Annotated in this window: 18 protein-coding genes and 1 pseudogene; 9 read left to right on the top strand and 10 right to left on the bottom strand. The window is 53.7% G+C overall.

The genetic code is table 11. The features are described 5' to 3' along the window. Window positions 1-107: 107 nt before the first annotated feature. The 3 genes from serS to CKL79_RS08255 all read right to left on the bottom strand — a co-directional run bounded on the left by serS (window position 108) and on the right by CKL79_RS08255 (window position 2,409). The gene (serS, locus tag CKL79_RS08265; RefSeq protein ID WP_121969106.1) at window positions 108-1,397 is read right to left on the bottom strand and encodes a serine--tRNA ligase; all 1,290 of its coding nucleotides are present in this window, start codon (window positions 1,395-1,397) and stop codon (window positions 108-110) included. A 135-nt stretch (window positions 1,398-1,532) separates the two neighbouring features. Beyond that, window positions 1,533-1,772 carry a NifU family protein gene (locus tag CKL79_RS08260; RefSeq protein ID WP_121969105.1) on the bottom strand — a complete coding sequence of 80 codons (240 nt, stop codon included), beginning with the start codon at window positions 1,770-1,772 and terminating at the stop codon, window positions 1,533-1,535. An 82-nt stretch (window positions 1,773-1,854) separates the two neighbouring features. After that, on the bottom strand, window positions 1,855-2,409 hold the full coding sequence (locus CKL79_RS08255) for a peroxiredoxin (RefSeq protein WP_121969104.1): 555 nt from the start codon (window positions 2,407-2,409) through the stop codon (window positions 1,855-1,857). 35 nt (window positions 2,410-2,444) lie between these two features. Here CKL79_RS08255 and CKL79_RS08250 point away from each other — a divergent pair, with 35 nt between their 5' ends. After that, window positions 2,445-3,248 carry an ABC transporter permease gene (locus CKL79_RS08250; RefSeq protein WP_121969103.1) on the top strand — a complete coding sequence of 268 codons (804 nt, stop codon included), beginning with the start codon at window positions 2,445-2,447 and terminating at the stop codon, window positions 3,246-3,248. A 44-nt stretch (window positions 3,249-3,292) separates the two neighbouring features. Here CKL79_RS08250 and CKL79_RS08245 read toward each other — a convergent pair whose 3' ends face one another. After that, window positions 3,293-4,123: a CAP domain-containing protein gene (locus CKL79_RS08245; RefSeq protein ID WP_121969102.1), complete on the bottom strand. Its 831-nt coding sequence runs from the start codon at window positions 4,121-4,123 to the stop codon at window positions 3,293-3,295. Between the two features lie 640 nt (window positions 4,124-4,763). Between CKL79_RS08245 and msrA the strand changes: the two are divergent. Then, window positions 4,764-5,078, top strand: a pseudogene (gene msrA / locus CKL79_RS23800) (peptide-methionine (S)-S-oxide reductase MsrA); the annotation flags it as partial. Here msrA and CKL79_RS23795 read toward each other — a convergent pair. After that, window positions 5,068-5,592 carry a hypothetical protein gene (locus CKL79_RS23795; RefSeq protein WP_240518747.1) on the bottom strand — a complete coding sequence of 175 codons (525 nt, stop codon included), beginning with the start codon at window positions 5,590-5,592 and terminating at the stop codon, window positions 5,068-5,070. The pseudogene msrA and the gene CKL79_RS23795 overlap by 11 nt on opposite strands. 157 nt (window positions 5,593-5,749) lie before the next feature. Beyond that, entirely contained in the window at window positions 5,750-5,995 is a 246-nt protein-coding gene (locus CKL79_RS08230; protein WP_121969099.1) for a hypothetical protein, read from the bottom strand. A gap of 265 nt (window positions 5,996-6,260) precedes the next feature. Between CKL79_RS08230 and thrC the strand changes: the two genes are divergently transcribed. Continuing rightward, window positions 6,261-7,472, top strand: coding sequence for a threonine synthase (thrC, locus tag CKL79_RS08225; protein WP_240518744.1), 1,212 nt, complete (start codon window positions 6,261-6,263; stop codon window positions 7,470-7,472). Here the strand turns inward: thrC and CKL79_RS08220 are convergent. Further along, a complete protein-coding gene (locus CKL79_RS08220) occupies window positions 7,469-7,915 on the bottom strand; it encodes a hypothetical protein (protein ID WP_121969097.1) in 447 nt (148 codons plus the stop codon). The two genes, thrC and CKL79_RS08220, sit on opposite strands and share 4 nt — an antisense overlap. A 46-nt stretch (window positions 7,916-7,961) precedes the next feature. Then, on the bottom strand, window positions 7,962-9,536 hold the full coding sequence (locus tag CKL79_RS08215; protein WP_121969096.1) for a site-2 protease family protein: 1,575 nt from the start codon (window positions 9,534-9,536) through the stop codon (window positions 7,962-7,964). A gap of 280 nt (window positions 9,537-9,816) precedes the next feature. Between CKL79_RS08215 and CKL79_RS08210 the strand changes: the two genes are divergently transcribed. Then, entirely contained in the window at window positions 9,817-10,497 is a 681-nt protein-coding gene (locus CKL79_RS08210) for an MBL fold metallo-hydrolase (RefSeq protein ID WP_121969095.1), read from the top strand. A 13-nt stretch (window positions 10,498-10,510) separates the two neighbouring features. Here CKL79_RS08210 and CKL79_RS08205 read toward each other — a convergent pair whose 3' ends face one another. Then, window positions 10,511-11,782, bottom strand: a complete 1,272-nt coding sequence (locus tag CKL79_RS08205) for an HD domain-containing protein (protein ID WP_121969094.1) — start codon at window positions 11,780-11,782, stop codon at window positions 10,511-10,513. Window positions 11,783-11,784: 2 nt separating this feature from the next. Continuing rightward, a complete protein-coding gene (gene ctpA / locus CKL79_RS08200; protein WP_121969145.1) occupies window positions 11,785-13,038 on the bottom strand; it encodes a carboxyl-terminal processing protease CtpA in 1,254 nt (417 codons plus the stop codon). 407 nt (window positions 13,039-13,445) lie between these two features. Here ctpA and petB point away from each other — a divergent pair, with 407 nt between their 5' ends. The 5 genes from petB (at window position 13,446) to CKL79_RS08175 (ending at window position 17,839) form a co-directional block, all read left to right on the top strand. Then, window positions 13,446-14,114, top strand: a complete 669-nt coding sequence (gene petB / locus CKL79_RS08195) for a cytochrome b6 (RefSeq protein ID WP_121969093.1) — start codon at window positions 13,446-13,448, stop codon at window positions 14,112-14,114. Window positions 14,115-14,367: 253 nt separating this feature from the next. Further along, window positions 14,368-14,850 (top strand): cytochrome b6-f complex subunit IV, encoded by a 483-nt coding sequence (petD, locus tag CKL79_RS08190; RefSeq protein WP_121969092.1) that lies wholly within the window; start codon window positions 14,368-14,370, stop codon window positions 14,848-14,850. A gap of 271 nt (window positions 14,851-15,121) precedes the next feature. Further along, window positions 15,122-15,550: an anti-sigma regulatory factor gene (locus CKL79_RS08185; RefSeq protein ID WP_121969091.1), complete on the top strand. Its 429-nt coding sequence runs from the start codon at window positions 15,122-15,124 to the stop codon at window positions 15,548-15,550. 86 nt (window positions 15,551-15,636) lie between these two features. Continuing rightward, window positions 15,637-16,626, top strand: a complete 990-nt coding sequence (locus CKL79_RS08180) for a GDP-mannose 4,6-dehydratase (protein ID WP_121969090.1) — start codon at window positions 15,637-15,639, stop codon at window positions 16,624-16,626. Between the two features lie 49 nt (window positions 16,627-16,675). Next, window positions 16,676-17,839, top strand: a complete 1,164-nt coding sequence (locus CKL79_RS08175) for a glycosyltransferase (protein WP_121969089.1) — start codon at window positions 16,676-16,678, stop codon at window positions 17,837-17,839. Window positions 17,840-17,951 lie beyond the last annotated feature (112 nt).

The raw sequence follows: 17,951 nt of genomic DNA, 5'->3' as shown, positions 1-17,951 counted from the left end.
GGCTAGCTAATGAATGCATGAGCCTAAGGATATGAAGGCGGTACGGTAAACCCATCCTCTATCTGTTTCTAGAGATTTGCTTCTAGAGATCAACTTCAGGCACCGACTCAGGCACCGATGACGGCTACGCCCATATATTTTTGGAGCACTTCCGGTACTTTTACTGTGCCGTCGGCCTGCTGGTAGTTTTCTAAAATGGCTGCCATTGTCCGCCCCACTGCCAGACCAGAGCCATTCAGCGTATGCACGTACTGCGTCCCTTTTTGACCCGATTCTTTGAAGCGAACGTTGGCCCGGCGACCCTGAAAATCTGTGCAGTTGGAGCAGCTAGAGATTTCTCGGTATTTGCCCGCAGAGGGTAGCCATACTTCCAAATCGTAGGTTTTAGCCGCGCTAAAGCCAATGTCACCGGTACAAAGCTCTAACACGCGGTAGGGCAGCTTAAGCTGCTGCAAAATATTTTCGGCGTCATGGGTGAGCTTTTCGAGTTCGTCAAAGGAGCTCCTCGGATGTACGAATTTGTACATCTCTACCTTGTTGAACTGATGCAGCCTGATCAGTCCTCGGGTATCGCGGCCATAGCTACCGGCTTCTCGGCGAAAGCAGGGAGTGTAGGCGCAGTAGTTAATTGGGATCTGGTCGGCGGTGAGAACTTCGTCGCGGTGCAGGTTGGTCAAAGGAACTTCGGCGGTGGGGGTGAGCCAGAGGTCATCGCGATCGCACTTAAACCCATCCTCGGCAAATTTAGGTAGCTGCCCTGAGCCCTGCATCGACTCAGAATTCACCAAAATCGGCGGCATCACTTCGGTATAGCCCGCCCCGGTATGGCGCTCTAGCATAAACGAAATCAAAGCTCGCTCCAGCGCCGCGCCGGCTCCCATCAGGGTGACAAACCGACTCTGCGCTATTTTTACAGAGCGCTCAAAATTCATGATGCCGAGCTTTTCGCCAATTTCGTAGTGAGGCAAATAGCCCTGGCGATCGCCCGCCGGAATCAGATCGTCACCCCAGCGCCGCACTTCGACATTGTCATCTTCGCTCTTACCCTCAGGCGTAGTCTCGCTAGGCAAGTTGGGAATCGTCAGTAAAATCGATTCAATCTGCGCCTTTAGCTCACGTTCGCGCGGCTCTAGTTCGCCAATCTGCTGCTTAATCTCGTTACCCTCAGCGCGCAAAGCTTTCACCTGCTCGCCATTAGGATCAGCGCCCTCGCGAATTTTTTGGCCAACAGACTTACCCACCTCATTACTGCGTGCCTGCAAGTCGGAGCGGGTTTTCTCGATTTCCCGCTGCTGAGCATCCAGCGCCAGCAGTGGCTGCAAGTCATAGGCACCTCGGCGCTCCAGGCTAGCCTGTACCTGAGAAGTCTGATCGCGAATTAGCTTGATGTCCAGCACGGTCTTGTTCCTTATTTTCTGGAGGGCTGCAGTATTCCCGTAGCCAGATTAACAGGCAAAGGGACGGCCAGGGTCACTGCCCCGCCGCCCCTTCATAGATTCGTTTTGCCTGAGCGTTTTACTTACCTAGAGCAACTACATGACCTGCTCAATCTCAGCGATTTCAGGAATAAATTCCCGCAGGCGACGCTCAATCCCCATGCGCAGGGTCATCGCCGAGCTGGGGCAGCTGCCGCAGGCACCTTGCAGACGGAGTTTTACAATAGGGCCATCGAGTTCTACGAGCTCTACGTTGCCGCCATCAGCCATCAGGTAAGGGCGCAGCTCATCAAGTATTTTTTCGACGTTCGGTTCGGTTAAGGCAAGCGTTGACATAGAGGAGTCTCCGGATAATATTTGGTCATTTGTCTAGTCTAGCGGTTCTGTCACCTATGTGGCCTGTCGTTCGTCCTGTAGTTTATCTAGCCTGCAGTTCATCTAGGCGGGCGAGCACTTCCTGGCTGTGAATGGCCGGGCGCACGCCTAAAAAGCGCTCTCTCAAAATGCCGTCCGGGTCAATTAGGTAAGTGTGCCGCCGGGACATTGGCTTGATCCAAGAGCCATAGACCCGGCTGACCTGCCCGTCAAGGTCAGAGAGCAGCGGAAAGACTAGCGCTTCGGCATCGCAAAATTCTGCGTGAGAGGCAACATCATCGGCACTGACGCCGATAACTTGCGCGTTGCGGGCCTGGTATTCTGGCAAGTCGCGCTGAAATCGCTGGGCTTCTAGCGTGCAGCCCGGGGTAAAGTCGCGGGGGTAAAAATATAGGACGACCCACTGACCGCTGTAGTCTGCTAAGGAAATTTCACCATCGCCATTATTGGTCGGTAAGGTAAATGAGGGCGCGGGCTGGTCGAGTGGGGGCTGCTGACCGCCGAGGGCATAGCTGATGGGCGTCAGGGGCGTCAGGGCCGCTACCAGGCTAAACAGTCCGCTTAAGCACAGTGCCAGAAATGAGCGACGAAACGTCATAAAACCGTTATTTACAGAACGCTTATTAAGTTTATATGCCAGCACTCCTGACCGGTTTGAAAAAATATTGGCGCGAAAGCTGCGCAGTGGCCCGGCGCATTCTGACCGAGCTGTTCCGCCGCCAGCGCAGTCTGATTTCCTGGATGATTTTCCCGGCGCTGATCTTGATGCTCAATGGGTTGATTACGGCTGAGCGCGCGGATACTACTGTGAGCACCGCCTTTGAAGTGGCTGCGCCACCGACGCTGGCAGGCGCGGCGCTGTTCTTTAGCTGTTTGGGAGGGGGAGTAGCCACAGTGGTCTCTGAGCGTGAGCAGCAGACACTCAAGCGGCTGTTTCTCTCACCGCTGAGCGGGGTGTCTTATTTTTTAGGAATCTTTTTGGCCCATAGCGTGATTGGCATTGGGCAGACGCTGGTAATTTTTGCGATCGCTATCTTCGCGGGGGCGACTTTCCCAGGCGCGGCCTGGCCGCTGGCCCTGCTGATTATCTGGCTAAGCATTTTGGCCTATGTCGGGCTAGGATTCATGCTGGGCACGCAGTTTGCCCGCCGGACTGAGGATGTCAGCGCTCTGATTGCCGCTTTTGGCGTCCCTCTCATGGTGCTGGGTGGGGCTTTTTTGCCAATCTCTCTGTTTCCAGACTCACTGCTGGATATCGCCCGGTTTAACCCGATCTATCACATGACAGAGGCGCTTAGCGATGCTTTACTTGATGCCGACGCTCCTTTGGGAGAGAACGGCGGTCACTTCTGGTTTTTGCTGGTTTTCGCTGCCGCGATGGTAGGCGTAGGCTGGCTTTCTTATCGGCGGATGCTGATGCTAGAGCGGCAGCTGTAGGAATGCACTATTTGTATCCGTGTCTGTCTGCTAGACAGATTCACTTAGCGGCGATGAGAGCGATCGCGCCACATGGCTACTCCCAGCGTCCCTAGCCCGAGTAGCAGGGCCGGTTCTGGTACGGATTCAGCCTGGCCGTTGCTGTTAACCGAGCTAACGACGCTGGCTGCGAGAGCCTCTATTGGAATCGAACCCTGACCTAATGGGAGCCTTGGGCGGGTTGCCTGCCTGACAAAAACGCCTGCCACCTGAGGCTGAACAGACTGGTCGGCGCTTGCCGTAAGTCCGCAGCTATCGGGAATGTAAGCCTCAGCGCGATGGCTGCCACTCTGAGGCTTGCCAAAGTTTTGCACCCAGTAGCGACCGTAGTCAGAGTTGCCAGTGGCATCGAATAGGCCAAAACCCACTTCAGTAAATTCTGACTGTAAAATATTCGCCCGGTGTCCGGGGCTGTTCATCCATCCCTGAAACACACTGTTGGCGCTCTGTTGCCCGGCAGCCAGATTTTCTCCGGCAGCAATAAACCGATAGCCCGAATCAGCCAGACGAGAGGGTAGCGTAGAGCCATCTTTACCCGTATGGCTAAAAAAGTTTTGCGTTGCCAGGTCTTCGGCGTAAGCCTGCGCAGATTGCCCTAACTCATACGAGAGATGCAGCTCACCAAGGCTTGCATTTTGACGAGCCTGATTAGTGAGGGTCAGGAGCTCTGAGAAAAAACCGCTGAGCTGAGCGCAGTCTCCCGACACGGCAACCACTGGCTGCGCTTTGAGAGAGTTGCTCATGACCGCTTTTTGGCCAGCTTCTTGGCCACTGTCGGCACAGCCAGTGGCAATTAGTCCGACTAGCGCAATACTCCACCAGGTAGTCCATTTCATGGAAAATACTCCTACGTCTAAATGACTTGCAAGGGCTCATCCACCTGCAGAACTGCACCACGACCTAGACAACCGGACACTCAGGTTCGTGCTCAAAGCGCAAAGCATTGAGCGCACCAAAGGAGGCTGATAAGCGTGGTAAACAGTAATGATTAAACGTTCAGGGGAACTTAGCCGTGATCGCTATTACAAGCACCCGTTCTGAACAGCAGCGGGCTAGCCAAGTGACGATAGTCGGAGCGATGCAAAACTTGTTGCTCAACCTTTGCGATCGCCCGGCCAACTCTATCAGCTAGTGCGCTTATAGCTTCATTAAATGTGAAGCGCCATACTTGGGTAGTAAGACCGCGAGCGGACTAGTTACTTAAGTAGATTGGCAAACTTATCAACACAAATTCATGACTCTGTTACAGACTTTAAGTGTTAGTAAAGCCGAATCACATCCGAATATGTAATGATTAATCAAAGAGACTTAATACAGGTATTAAACCCTACGTGCGCAGGTTGATGTACGGAGACCGAAAGACAGGCATACCCAAGTAAGCAACGCTTTCCTACGCTGTCAGTAAGTTAGAAATGTGGAATTTACTGACCTTTTTAGGCTTTAGTTTTCCCGCAATACTAATAACAAATTAACTTGATGAATGAACCGATAAAAGGCGTCATGGCCACTTTTGGCGCGGGCTGTTTTTGGCAAGCTGAAGCAGCTTTTGCTCAGCACCTGGGCATACTCAAAACTTCGGTAGGCTACATGGGCGGTCATTTTGCTAACCCTAGCTATCTCGATGTGCTCGCTCGGATTACTGGCCATGCCGAAGTCGCTCAAATCCACTACGAGCAGGCTACCGTCCGCTATGAAACGCTGCTAAATATCTTTTGGCGCTGCCACGATCCGACGACGCTAAACCGGCAAGGGCCTGACCGTGGTGAGCAATATCGCTCGGTCATTGGCTATCTGCGGCCCAGCGTTCCCGCCAGCGCTGCCAGCGCACTCTGTTGGCGATATACCAGGGCCAGCGATGATACTCCGCTAGCAGCCAGCCAGCCATCAGAACGTGAAACAGCAAAGTCAGCCCTGTCCATATCAGCGGAAAGCCAGAACTCTCCAAAGGAGGGAAAACATAGTTAGAAAGCGCAATCATCGTCACCGGCACCACAGTTAGCCCGCTGCAAAAGATCCACACTAGGTAGGCAGAGGTGTCTCGCTGATAGGCCGTGCGCCACTGGCCGCCGTTCCAATACCAGGCCCTTGGCTGAGTGCTGTCGGCTAGCTGCACCGATTGCGTTTGCAAGTTAGCCGTAAACATATGCCGACAAAAGTCACAGGCAAATACGTCCATCAGGGCGATCGCACTGAGTTGACCGCTGCCACAAGCCGGGCAGCGATAGGTCTGATCGTAGGCCAGCCCTACCTCTTGGTGCCGGGCGATCGCTTCCCCTTGATCCTGACTATATCTAAATTTACCCATACCAACCGGCGCTTGATTGCGCCAACTTATACGCTGAACTTCCCACCTTAAAGTAAGCAAGCCAAACTTGCACAGGTCGGTAAATTTATGTAGCGCAGAAGGCAAAGCCTGGGAACACCAAGGACACCGCTACCAGAACATTGTTGGTACAGGCATATCACTGAGCAGATAGCTTGGCCTGCTGCACCTGCTGTTTCTGTCCGGCTGCCTGCAGCTTAATAATGAGCGCATCGGCCTCAGCCTGAAGATGCAGCAGCTCAACCTGGTGGTCGGGTTGATAGGGATAGTGCTTAACCTCAATCCAGCAAACGCTGGCATTATCAGCGGCGCTACCGCTTGCTCGCGCAGAATTTTTTATAGAAGCCGGGACCGCTGCCGGATGCTTTTGTTCAATTACAGGCATAGTCACACTTACAATCCTTAGATCAACCCTTTCGTTATCAGCAGATGAGAAAAGCTATGGAGGTCCCATAAGCCTATATGAAGTGAGCCCCGCAGCCACAGCCATCAGTAAATCGCTAACAATGTCTCTAGTGATTTCTACTCATCTAGAAGCAGTGGCATTGTAACTCATATGACAAACTTGATATTAGCCAACTCAAAATTACCTCTATATAGATAGCTGTTATATAGAGAGCTGTGTCGGTTCGCCAGGTGACCGTACTGCTATGTCATCATCGCTCAATGTAGCGGGAGGCTTCGAGGTAAACTTAATAGGCTATGCTTTCCCATCGATGCGGTATCTGGAAAATATTGTGACTCTGAGCCTCAACAAATCCGACTCTCAAGCAGTTGCCGAGCGGCCTTTAGCGACTGCGCCCAACCAGCATAGAGGTTGGCCAGGGCTGATAGAGACCTATCGCCAGTACTTGCCAGTTAGCGAGGCGACTCCGGTTGTTACCCTGCACGAGGGCAATACGCCTTTGATTCCGGCACCGGCGATCGCTCAGCGCATCGGCAAATCCGTTCAGGTTTTTGTGAAGTATGACGGTCTCAATCCGACCGGCAGCTTTAAAGATCGGGGCATGACAATGGCTATCTCCAAAGCCAAAGAAGCCGGAGCTGAAGCCGTTATCTGTGCGAGCACTGGCAATACCTCAGCGGCGGCGGCTGCCTATGCCAGACGAGGCGGCTTACGCGCTTACGTGGTCATTCCCGATGGCTATGTGGCAATGGGTAAGCTGGCCCAAGCGCTCCTCTACGGCGCAGAGGTTCTGGCGATTAAAGGCAATTTTGACCAGGCCCTCAGCTCGGTACGGGCAGTGGCTGATCGCTGCCCCGTCACGCTGGTCAACTCAGTTAATCCCTACCGGATCGAAGGGCAAAAAACCGGTGCGTTTGAAATTGTCGATGTCTTAGGCAAAGCTCCCGATTGGCTTTGCATCCCTGTTGGCAATGCGGGCAACATCACCGCTTACTGGCAAGGGTTTAAGGAATATCACCAGGCGGGCCTCTGCCAACTGCCGCAGATGATGGGTTTCCAGGCGGCAGGTGCTGCGCCTCTGGTGTCAGGCCAGCGGGTTGAATCTCCTGATACTTTTGCCACGGCGATTCGAATTGGCAACCCGGCCAGTTGGGACAAGGCGATCGCTGCTCAAACCGAAAGCGGCGGCGCTTTTAACGCGGTCACCGATGACGAAATTGCAGCGGCCTACAGCCTACTGGCAGCCGAAGAAGGCATCTTTTGTGAGCCTGCCAGTGCTGCATCGGTAGCCGGTTTGCTCAAGGTTAAGCAGCAGGTCCCCGCTGGTGCCACCATCGTCTGCGTACTCACCGGCAACGGCCTCAAAGACCCCGAAGCGGCCATTGAGCGCAGCGGCAAGTTTAAGGCGGGTCTATCGCCTGATGCCGAAAACCTTGCTGAGGTGATGGGCTTCTAGGCGTCTCTGCCGGTCAAACGCTCTTTGGCCAGTAGATCAACCGCGTCACCCAGAGCAGCCGTTAAGCTTTCTCGGGTCTGGGCATGCTGCGTCTGCTCGGCTGTGAGCATGGCTTTAAGCTGAAAATGCTGCTTTTTGGCGTCGGCTAGCTGTGCCTGAAGCTGTTCTACCGAAAGGCGCTGCTGGGCGTCGGTATCTGGCATTGTCGTCGCCCCCAAGTCTGCCGACGCTAAAAACTGCAGCTCGGCGATGTCTTGCTGCAGCCGTTCAATTTTGCTGGCGGCGGTAGCGGCCTCTCGGCGGCGCTGCTGGGCCTCAGCTTCGTATAGATTGCGCCAGTTGTCGGCGCTGGCATAGGCTTGGTCGCTCTCCTGCTGTAGCTCAGCAATCTGACGCTGCAGCGATCGCACTTCAGCCACCCACTGGGTTACATCTTGAGACATTGCCATTCTCCTGACGATTTAGCCTGACGATTTGGATGGGAGGCCCTCAAAACAGCATCTGCGACAGGGCCGCCGGCGCGGGTAAAATAATCAGCAGCAGCAGCGTCAGCGACAGCAACCCCAAAAAGTCTCGGGGCGCGTTGAGTTCGCTCACATCGTTGAGGGCAGGCTCAGCCGCTGGAATAAACAGCAGCAAGATTGCCCACAAAAAGAACTCCTGATACACAAAGGAAAATATCAGCATCAGCAAGCGGGCTACCTGGCTGACCACAGTTGCCGTCCGCTGGCCGTACATCGCATGGACAATATGGCCCCCATCTAGCTGGCCGACAGGCATCAGATTGAGCGCAGTGACAATCAAACCCAAACAGCCCGATATCGCTACCGGATGTAGATTGATGGCGCTGCCTGCCTGTAGCGTATTGCCCAGCGCTAGCTTACTCAGCGCCAGTAAAATCACTGACCGGCTTGGGTCCAATGTTTCAAAGGTGAATAGCTGAGACTGCTCACCCAGCGGAACCACCGTAGAATGTGCTAACCCCCACAGTAATATAGGCAAGCTGACTATCAGCCCGGACAGCGGCCCCGCAATGCCGACATCGAAGAGGGCGCGGCGATTGGGAATGGGCGATCGCATCTGAATAAAAGCCCCAAACGTCCCTAAAAAGAAAGGGATCGGGATGAAATAGGGCAGCGTCGATTTGAGCTGATGATAGCGGGTTGCCAGGTAGTGACCGCTCTCGTGAACGCCCAAAATAAACATGAGCGAAAGGCCATAGGCCAGCCCCTGTTTCAGGAGTGTCGGATCTGCTCCCAGCGCCTGAGGATTGTCTACCCCGCCAATAAAAGCAACTCCGGCAAAGGTAGTCGTTGCCAGCGTGGTAATTGCCAGTGCGATCGCCAAGCCGGGCCGAGTCAGCGGGGTCTGATGTAATCGCCGAAATCGTGCTGCTTGAGCCGGTTTCATCGACTCGCTCGGCGTTTTGTCAGTCGTTTTGTCAGTTTTGGCCTGAGGATTGGGCACCAGCGCAAAAAACGGCGTGCCGTTTAGCCCCTCTTGAAAGAGCACTAGGAAGCGATCGCCGAAACTGCTCTCCACATTTTTTTGCACTGCTTGATAAGCTTCTCCGGGCGAGGCTTTCAGCTTGCCCTTGCAGATCATCGCCTGAGGGCGGTATTCGATATTTTGTAGGTAGTAAATCGACCAGGGAAAACACCGCTGCAGCAATGTTTCCTCATCTCGCGTGATCGGCTTGGTAGGAACCTTAGGCTGCTTACTCGCCGCCAGCAGCTTCGATTGGGCGCTTGACTGAGTGGTTGACGGGGCCTCGGATTGATCCGATTTCTCCTTTTGGCTACCTTTTGGGCCTTTTTGGCCCGACGCACCCATGACAATCATCGCCGCGTACAGCAGCGGGCAGAGCACCAGCAGGCCGTAGATCAAAACCGGTGGCGGCGGCTCTTCACCCTTGATGAGCATCCACAGCGTCAGTACCAGCACAGGGGTCATCATCACCAGCCAGAGCAGCCAGATAGGCGTCGTGGTGATATTGGTGAAGCTACGGCTAATCACTAGGTATGTGACCAGTCCCAAAAATAGCGCGAGTAAAACAAGGGGCATGAACAGTTGCCAGTCTTTAAAGGCGGATAAATCTAAAAATTTTCTGATGCTTTAGCGGCCTTGTACAGCCTGTCTATTTGCCATTGTAATTCAGCCATCCATAATCTTTTAGCTGCCGTTGTAAATATCCAAACCCAGCAAAACAGTCCCTCCGAAATAGTCAGTTCAATTCAGCCTGGCTTTTGATAGCTTGAGAAGCTGATAAGTTGAGAAGCCAACTGATCTCTCCCCCTTTCCCCAAAAACTCATCTCTCAACGCCTCACCTCAGGTTATCTACTCATGCCAGCTTCAGCCAAAGTTCCTCAAGCCGTTTTTGACACTATTTTTGCTTTCCCGCCCAACCGCGAAACCTTAGGCGGAACGGCCTATCTCATTTTGGAAAAAGACGCTGCTGGGCAGAGCGCTAATATTTTGGTTGATTGTCCGGCTTTCAGCGAAGCGCATCAAGCTTTCATCACTGAGCAAGGGGGCATTGATACCCTGTTTATCACTCATCGGGGCGGCATGGCTCAAGTCAGCGAGTTTCAATCTGCCTTTAATGCCCAAGTTCTAATCCAAGAGCAAGAGGCTTATTTGCTGCCGACGGTGACTACTCAGACGTTTCGGCGTGATCGCACCCTCAGCCCAATCAGCCGAGTCTTCTGGAGCGCAGGTCACTCCCCAGGCTCAGCCTGCCTCTACCACAGCTGCTACGGTGGCGTACTCTTTACAGGTCGCCATTTGTTGCCCGACCGTGACGGTGCGCCCAGACCACTCAGACGCTCTAAAACCTTTCACTGGCCTCGCCAGCTGCGCAACGCCCAACAGCTCCTCACTGACTTCACTCCCGATACGCTCAGCTACGTCTGCCCAGGAGGCAGCACTGGCTTTTTGCGCGGTGAGAAAAAAATTTCTCATGCCTACAGCCAGCTCCAGACGGCTGACTGGGAGGCACTAGCCCAAGCTAAACCAGAACTCTAATCGTCAAAAAAACTCACACCGGGCTCGCCGTGTCTCTTCGGGGCAGTGGACAGAGACCTACTGTTACATCCCGAGGATAGATTAGCCAGGTACGCTGAGCAGGCTGACTCAGCGTCTGAACCAGGGGAGAGATCTGCTTGATATCTTGCAGGCCCTGTGGGGTCTTGATTTTGATGCCCTTCTGGTAGATGCTGTAGCCTTTGCTCCAAATGTGGCGAAGGCCGCTATAGCGATGGGCCTCAATCCCGGCTGCAGTTAGCTGTTGCTGCACACCGGATAGCAAGCTCTCCTGCTCAGCGGGTGTGGCGTAGGTGATTTCTAGTGTCTTCAGCAACCTGCGGTCGAGGTAGCGGCGGCAAAAATCGGCCAGCGTCGGGTCAGCGTGATGCTGCCAGCACTGCAAGTGATAGGTAAAGACAATATCATCGCCTGCTAAGTAGCGCTCTAGAGACAACTGGTCAACTGGCCCCTGTAGCCAGGCAGTTACCGTGGCATCGGCAGTCAGCTCTCCGCCTTCAAGCAAATCGCGCGCTCTGTTAAAAGCCTGCTCCAAAATCCAGGTAGCCGTGAGATTTTTGGGATGGTTGTAGATCTGGGCGTGCATAAAAGAGCGCACCACCAGATAGTGCTCAATGGCTGCGAGACCTTTGCCTTCTACAATCAGCTGCTGGCTGAGCGGATCGTAGTTCAGCGCTAGCAAAATCCGATCTAGATCTAGCTGACCATACGAAGCGCCTGTAAAGTAGCTGTCTCGCATCAGGTAATCAATCCGATCGCAATCTAGCTGACTGGATACTAGCTGCCAAATGCAAGGGATCGGATGGCTATGTTGGTAGACCTGAATGACTGATTGCCACAGGTCGGCGTCAAATTGGTTTAGCCGCGCCCTAACCTCCGGCAGCTTTTCAACGATCGCTATTGTCCAGTGCTCATGGTGACTGCCAAATATCTCTTCTGCTGTGTGGCTAAACGGGCCGTGGCCAATGTCGTGGAGGAGCGCCGCGCAAAGAACTGTGGCCCGGTGCGATCGCAGCTCCTTATGCAAACCTGCCAACCGATCAAACGCTCGCCTGGCGATCGCCATCACCCCCAGCGAGTGCGTAAAGCGCGAGGTTTCCGCCCCGTGAAAGGTCAGGCTAGCAGGCCCGAGCTGACGAATCCGCCGCAGCCGCTGAAAGGCACTCGTCTCAATGAGATCGGTCAGCAGCGCCTCTACCGGATCGTCGCTATTTAGCGTAATCGCCCCGTGTAGCGGATCGTGGTAGGTGCGCGTTTTACCCGTCATGCTTACCGCTGCGCTGTCGCAAAAGACTGGGCCAGGAGAGCCGTTGCAGCCTTGTACTGCTCATCGGCCTCGGTGCCAAACTGCCTGCGCTGCTCAGTAGAGCTAGTCACCACCTGATCTGGGTTAATGCCTAGCTTGTTGATATCGCGATGACTGGGCGTTTCATACTTGGCGATGGTGACTGCTAGCCCTGCGCCGTTCGGCAGGTCAAACAGTGACTGAATCAAACCTTTACCGAAGGTCGTCTCTCCCACTAGCTGAGCCCGGCCATTATCCTGCAAGGCTCCCGCCAAAATCTCACTGGCACTAGCCGTTCCTTTGTTGACCAACACCACTAGCGGATCAGCGGTAATGGCCTTCCCAATCGCGTCGTAATTTCCTAAATACCCTTGACGGTTGACGGTATAGACCACTGTGCCCTCATCCAGCCACATTCTGGCAATTTCAATACCAGCTTGCAGCAGCCCGCCCGGATTATTACGCAGATCTAATATGTAGGCATCTGCTCCCTGCTGCTCTAAATCCTCCAAGGCGGTTTTAAGCTCAGCAACGGCATTGCCATTAAACTGACCTAGCCGCAAATAGCCCAGCTTCGGCAGTCCAGATTCTGTCCGTAGCTCAGCCGAAACTGGGTTAATGGTAATGCGATCGCGCTGCACATTTACCTCAAACGGATCGCGGTCAGTCCGACTTACCTTCAGCGTCACCTGGCTACCAATCGCCCCGCGCATCCGGGCCGCTGCCTCATCTAGCGTCAGCGAGCTTGTAGAGGTTCCATTGATTTCTAAAATTTCATCTAGCGGGAGCAGGCCAGCCGCCTCCGCTGGCGACCCTTCAATAGGTGTGATTACTCGCAGCGGGCTCACTTCCTCCTCTTTGGCAATTTGCAGCCCGACGCCCAGCAGCTCGCCGTTGGTATTGGTCTGCAGGCTCTGATATTGAGACGGCGGCAAAAAGCGAGTGTAGGGGTCTTCTAATACCGCCAGCATCTCTTGAATAGCCTGGTAGGTTGCTGGCCAGTTAGGCAACTGCTGCCGCAATACCCGCTGCCGCACAAACCACCAGTTTTGATGATTGAACGTCTCATCTAAATAGCTGCGGTTGACGATGCGCCACACCTCCATGACCATCTGCTGCTGGTTAGTAAAGGCCAGCGCCGCCGGGATATTGCCGCTGATATGAGCGGGCCCCACACCCAGCCAGAGGGCGATCGCTAGCCCCACCGCTATCACCGCCCGAAAAGTCCGTTCTCTCATAAGCTCAGAAAATACCCCTAGCAACACAAAGCAAAATTGATAGCTCATAGCCCTGCTTAGCAGCCAGCCAGCCTAGCGGTCAGATACAAAGCCCGACTTGCCATCTAAAAACCGGCTGGACGGTCTTTCTTAAGATACCGCTTGCTCAGTCATCAGCCAGAAACGCGGATGCCAGCCAGGACTCCGTATGTAAAGCTATGTAAATTATATGAAATATTCGCTTTTCTTAAACTTTCCTCAGAGTAAATCCCTGATAAAGCCCCGCAGCCGAAATTTCCGGGACGGCTCTTGGCGCTAAAGTTCACCGTCTCTGGCCATTTGCCCCAATTCTCTGAGTTTAGTTCCCCACCGGTTGTGTTACATTTTTTAGTATTGGAATACACCCTTCAGACGCAGATTTTTGCTTCATGTTTACTAAGCAAGTCACCGATTCTAAGCCTTATAAATGGTTCGACGAACGGCTGGAAATCCAGGCACTCGCCGACGATATTTCCAATAAGTACGTTCCTCCTCACGTCAACATTTTCTACTGCCTTGGCGGCATCACCCTCACTTGCTTCATCATCCAGTTCGCCACTGGATTTGCGATGACCTTCTACTACAGACCGACTGTGACAGATGCCTTCGCATCCGTGCAGTACCTGATGACCGACGTTAACTTTGGCTGGCTGATCCGCTCCGTCCACCGCTGGTCTGCCAGCATGATGGTGCTGGTGATGATCCTACACACCTTCCGGGTATACCTGACAGGTGGCTTCAAAAAGCCCCGTGAACTCACCTGGGTAACCGGCGTTATCTTGGCTGTCATCACTGTTTCCTTTGGTGTGACCGGCTACTCTCTGCCTTGGGACCAGGTTGGCTATTGGGCGGTGAAGATTGTGTCGGGTGTGCCTGGCGCGATTCCGGTAGTCGGTAGCACTATCGTTGAGCTAATGCGAGGGAGCGAGAGCGTAGGACAAGCTACCCTGACTCGCTTCTACAGCTTGCACACCTTTGTGTTGCCCTGGCTGATTGCAGTCTTCATGCTGCTGCACTTCATCATGATTCGTAAGCAAGGCATTTCAGGTCCTTTGTAAGCGCCGCGCAAATTCCTTGCCGCCGCCCCCTTCTGCTAGCAGCTTGGATTCACACCGATATCGGGCTGCTAGCATTGCCTCAACCGCCTTTATCACGTTCCGCCCTGAGCTTTCTTCAGCTGATTTGCCTCAGTTTGGAGCGGGTCTCAAGCCGACGTTTTCGGAGAATGTCTCCTAAGGACGTGGTTGCGGGGGACTGCTCAGGTTAAAATGCTTATTAGCTGTTGGTGTCATTATTTTAGGAAGTTAATCAATGTCAATCCTTAAGAAGCCAGATCTCAGCGATCCGATGCTGAGAGAGAAGCTTAAAAAGGGCATGGGCCATAACTACTACGGTGAGCCCGCCTGGCCCAACGACCTTCTCTACGTTTTCCCTGTTGTCATCATGGGAACAATTGCCTGCTGTGTGGCTTTAGCCGTTCTCGACCCGGCTTTGGTGGGTGAACCTGCTAACCCATTCGCAACGCCGCTAGAAATTTTGCCTGAGTGGTATCTATACCCCACTTTCCAAATGCTGCGGGTCTTGCCCAACAAGCTTTTGGGAATTGCTGCGATGACTGCAATCCCCATAGGGCTTTGCCTAGTTCCCTTCATTGAGAACGTCAACAAGTTTCAAAACCCTTTCCGTCGCCCGGTAGCTACCGCTGTCTTCCTGTTTGGTACAGCTGTTACGCTATGGCTCGGTATCGGCGCTACCTTCCCTATTGATGAGTCTCTAACGCTGGGCCTTTTCTAAGGCTGAATCAGCGCAAAAGCTACTCACTGATTTGTTTAGGGAAAGCTCAGTTAGCGATATTTAGCTCCCCTCAATCGCTCAGATCCGTCAGGGTCTGGGCGATTTGATTGATGCATTGAGATCTTATGATCTTTTATTGCCGGCTGCGGAATGCCCGAACTCTGCGGATATAAATTCAGCTTGGGCAACGCTATAGGTAGCCAAGCGAAGTGGTAAATTTGATGAATGGGTGGTTTTTTGAGTATGCGGTCAAGCCGGAGCTGAATTAAAAATGCCTAAACAAGCTCATCTGACTGTCAGCAGTCAACTAGAGGAGCTGTCGGCGGTTCAGCAGTGGTTTCAGACGCTGATTGCAGGGTTCGCAGTAGATACGCCCTGGGTTGACGAGCAGTTCGACCAGCTCAATTTGGCTCTGGCAGAAGGTTTTACCAACGCCGTGCGTCATGCTCATGCCAATTTGCCAGGTACCACACCGATTGATATCGAGCTCTCATTACAGCCTGAAACCATTGAGATCCGTATCTTTGATCGGGGTGCTCCTTTTGATCCTAACAGCCTTACCGAACCGCAGCCAGGGTCTTTACGAGAAGGTGGCTACGGCTGGTTTTTGCTCAGGCGGTTGGCTGACCGGGTTACTTATGACTGTGAGCGAGACCAGCGAAACTGTCTACGGATCGTAAAGACTTCAAAAACTGTATGAACTCTGAGGCTGAGCCACTCCGCTCAAACAGCTTTAGTTGCTAGGATGTGCGACAGCGATGGATCTTGTCATGACTAGAGAGACTTATGACTAAAACCGCACTGATTACAGGGATAACTGGGCAGGATGGCTATTATCTCAGCCACTTGCTGTTAGGTAAGGGCTATCGCGTGGTCGGTTTGGTTCCCCCTGAAAGACAGAGCAGCGTTGCTAAGCTAGACGACCTAGCCGAGCAGGTAGAAATTTACTCAGTCAATCTTACCAGCGCTGAAGCGCTCACTCAGGCAGTAGAGCAATTACAGCCTGCAGAAATCTATAATCTGGCTGCGCCTAGCTTTGTCCCGGCATCGTGGGATGATCCGCTGGGTACGCTCGATCTGATTACGGGCACTGCCACCCGTCTCCTTAGCGCCACTCGCCTGCTGGGGCTACCTACCCGGTTTTACCAGGCTAGCTCTTCGGAGATCTTTGGTGAAGTCCGCTCTGCCCCACAAACTGCAGAAACCCCTTTCCGACCGAAAAATCCTTACGGTGCTGCTAAGCTTCATGCGCATTGGACGATGGTGCATCACCGCGATCGCTACGGCCTATTTGCCTGCAGCGGTATTTTGTACAACCACGAGTCTCCCAGAAGGCCGCCGCAGTTTGTTACTCGCAAGATTGCCCTGGCAGCGGCGGCGATCAAGTTGGGGCTACGCGATCGCCTATCGATTGGAAATCTTGAGGCTAAACGAGACTGGGGTTTTGCTGGAGACCATGTAGAAGCGATGTGGCGCATGCTGCAGGCTGACACCGCTGAAGACTACGTCATCGGCACTGGCGTGCTACATACCGTCCGCAACCTGGTAGAGACTGCCTTTAGCTGCGTAGACTTAGACTGGCAAAAATATGTAGAGACTGACCCTACGCTAGTGCGCGAAGATGAGCACTTTCAGCTCGTAGCTGACCCCACTAAAGCGAAGAACAATCTTCATTGGGAGCCGCAGGTGAGCTTTGAGCAGCTGATCGAGACTATGGTGAAGACAGACATAGAGCGGCTAAAAGCAGGCGCTGTTGCTGCAATGGGAGCCAGTTGAACAGTATAGACAGTCGAATAGCCAAGGCCATCACCTGAGAAGAACTCTCATGAGACATGCGTTCGTATTTATTGAAGTATTTGGCTGTGAAGGGGGCATTCAGTCCTACATTCAAGATGTGCTCAGAGCCTATAGCCAGCTCGCCAGTCAACCTGATCGGTCCGCTATGGCTGCCGACGTATTTTTGCTCAGAGATAGCCCGGGTGACCATCCCCTCAAAGATAGCTGCTTTACTTACCACTACTTTAAAGGTGAGTCACAGCAATCTTCCGCAGGCGAGGCTCCGCTAGCGCATCCTATGATCCAGCGGGTTCGCCTAACCCTGGCACTCGCAACTTATTTAATTCGCCACCGGCCTGACCACGTTTTTTGCGGGCATATCAACCTGTCTGCTATGGTCGCTCAGCTCTGTCGCTCACTCAAAATTCCCTACACCATACTGACCTACGGCAAAGAAGTCTGGTACAAGCTACCGCCGAAAGAGAAGCAGGCACTTGCCCGCGCTGATCGCATTTGGACGATTAGCCGTTACAGTCGCGACCTGGCCCATCAGGCTAACCAGCTTCCCAAAGCGAGGTTTGACATGCTGCCCTGCGTCGTGGATGGTGGCATTTTTACCCCAGGGCCACCCGCGCCCGAACTGGTCGAATGCTACGGTCTACAAAACTCGCGCGTGCTCACAACGGTAGCCCGGCTATGGCCCGGCGATATCTATAAAGGCGTAGATGTCACTATTCGCGCCCTACCTGAAATTGCTAAAGCCTTTCCGACGGTGAAGTATGTGGTCATTGGTCGAGGCGATGATCAGCCTCGTCTAGCTGAGCTAGCTGCCGATTTGGGCGTTGCTGAGCGAGTCATCTTTGCCGGATTTGTGCCCGATGATGCGCTGATCGACCACTACCGCTTGGCCGATGTGTACGTCATGCCCTCCAAAGAAGGCTTCGGTATTGTCTACTTGGAGGCTATGGCCTGCGGCGTACCGGTGATCGCCGGCGACGATGATGGCTCAGCCGATCCTTTGCAGGATGGCCGTATGGGCTGGCAGGTCCCGCACCGGAACCCAGAGGCGGTGGCGATCGCCTGCATCGAAGCGCTCAGCGGCAAAGATCAGCGGTGCGACGCACCGTGGCTACGACAAGAGAGTCTAGCTAGCTTCAGCGCGCCGGCTCTGGCCACTCGCTTGGGTGAATTGTTAAAGATTTCAGCAGCGTGATCGACAGTCAGCGCGCATTGAGTGGTGGTACGGTTTGCCAGCTTTGCGCTAGCCATGCTTAGCACTACGATAGAAGAAATGCCCGGTAGAGGGCGCTCACTCGCGGGGTACC

This window comes from Leptolyngbya sp. BC1307 (genome assembly GCF_002286735.1).
In the GTDB taxonomy this organism is placed as follows: domain Bacteria; phylum Cyanobacteriota; class Cyanobacteriia; order Phormidesmidales; family Phormidesmidaceae; genus Phormidesmis.
Note: the sequence above shows the minus strand (reverse complement) of the source record. Positions and strands in the feature narration are given on the sequence as shown.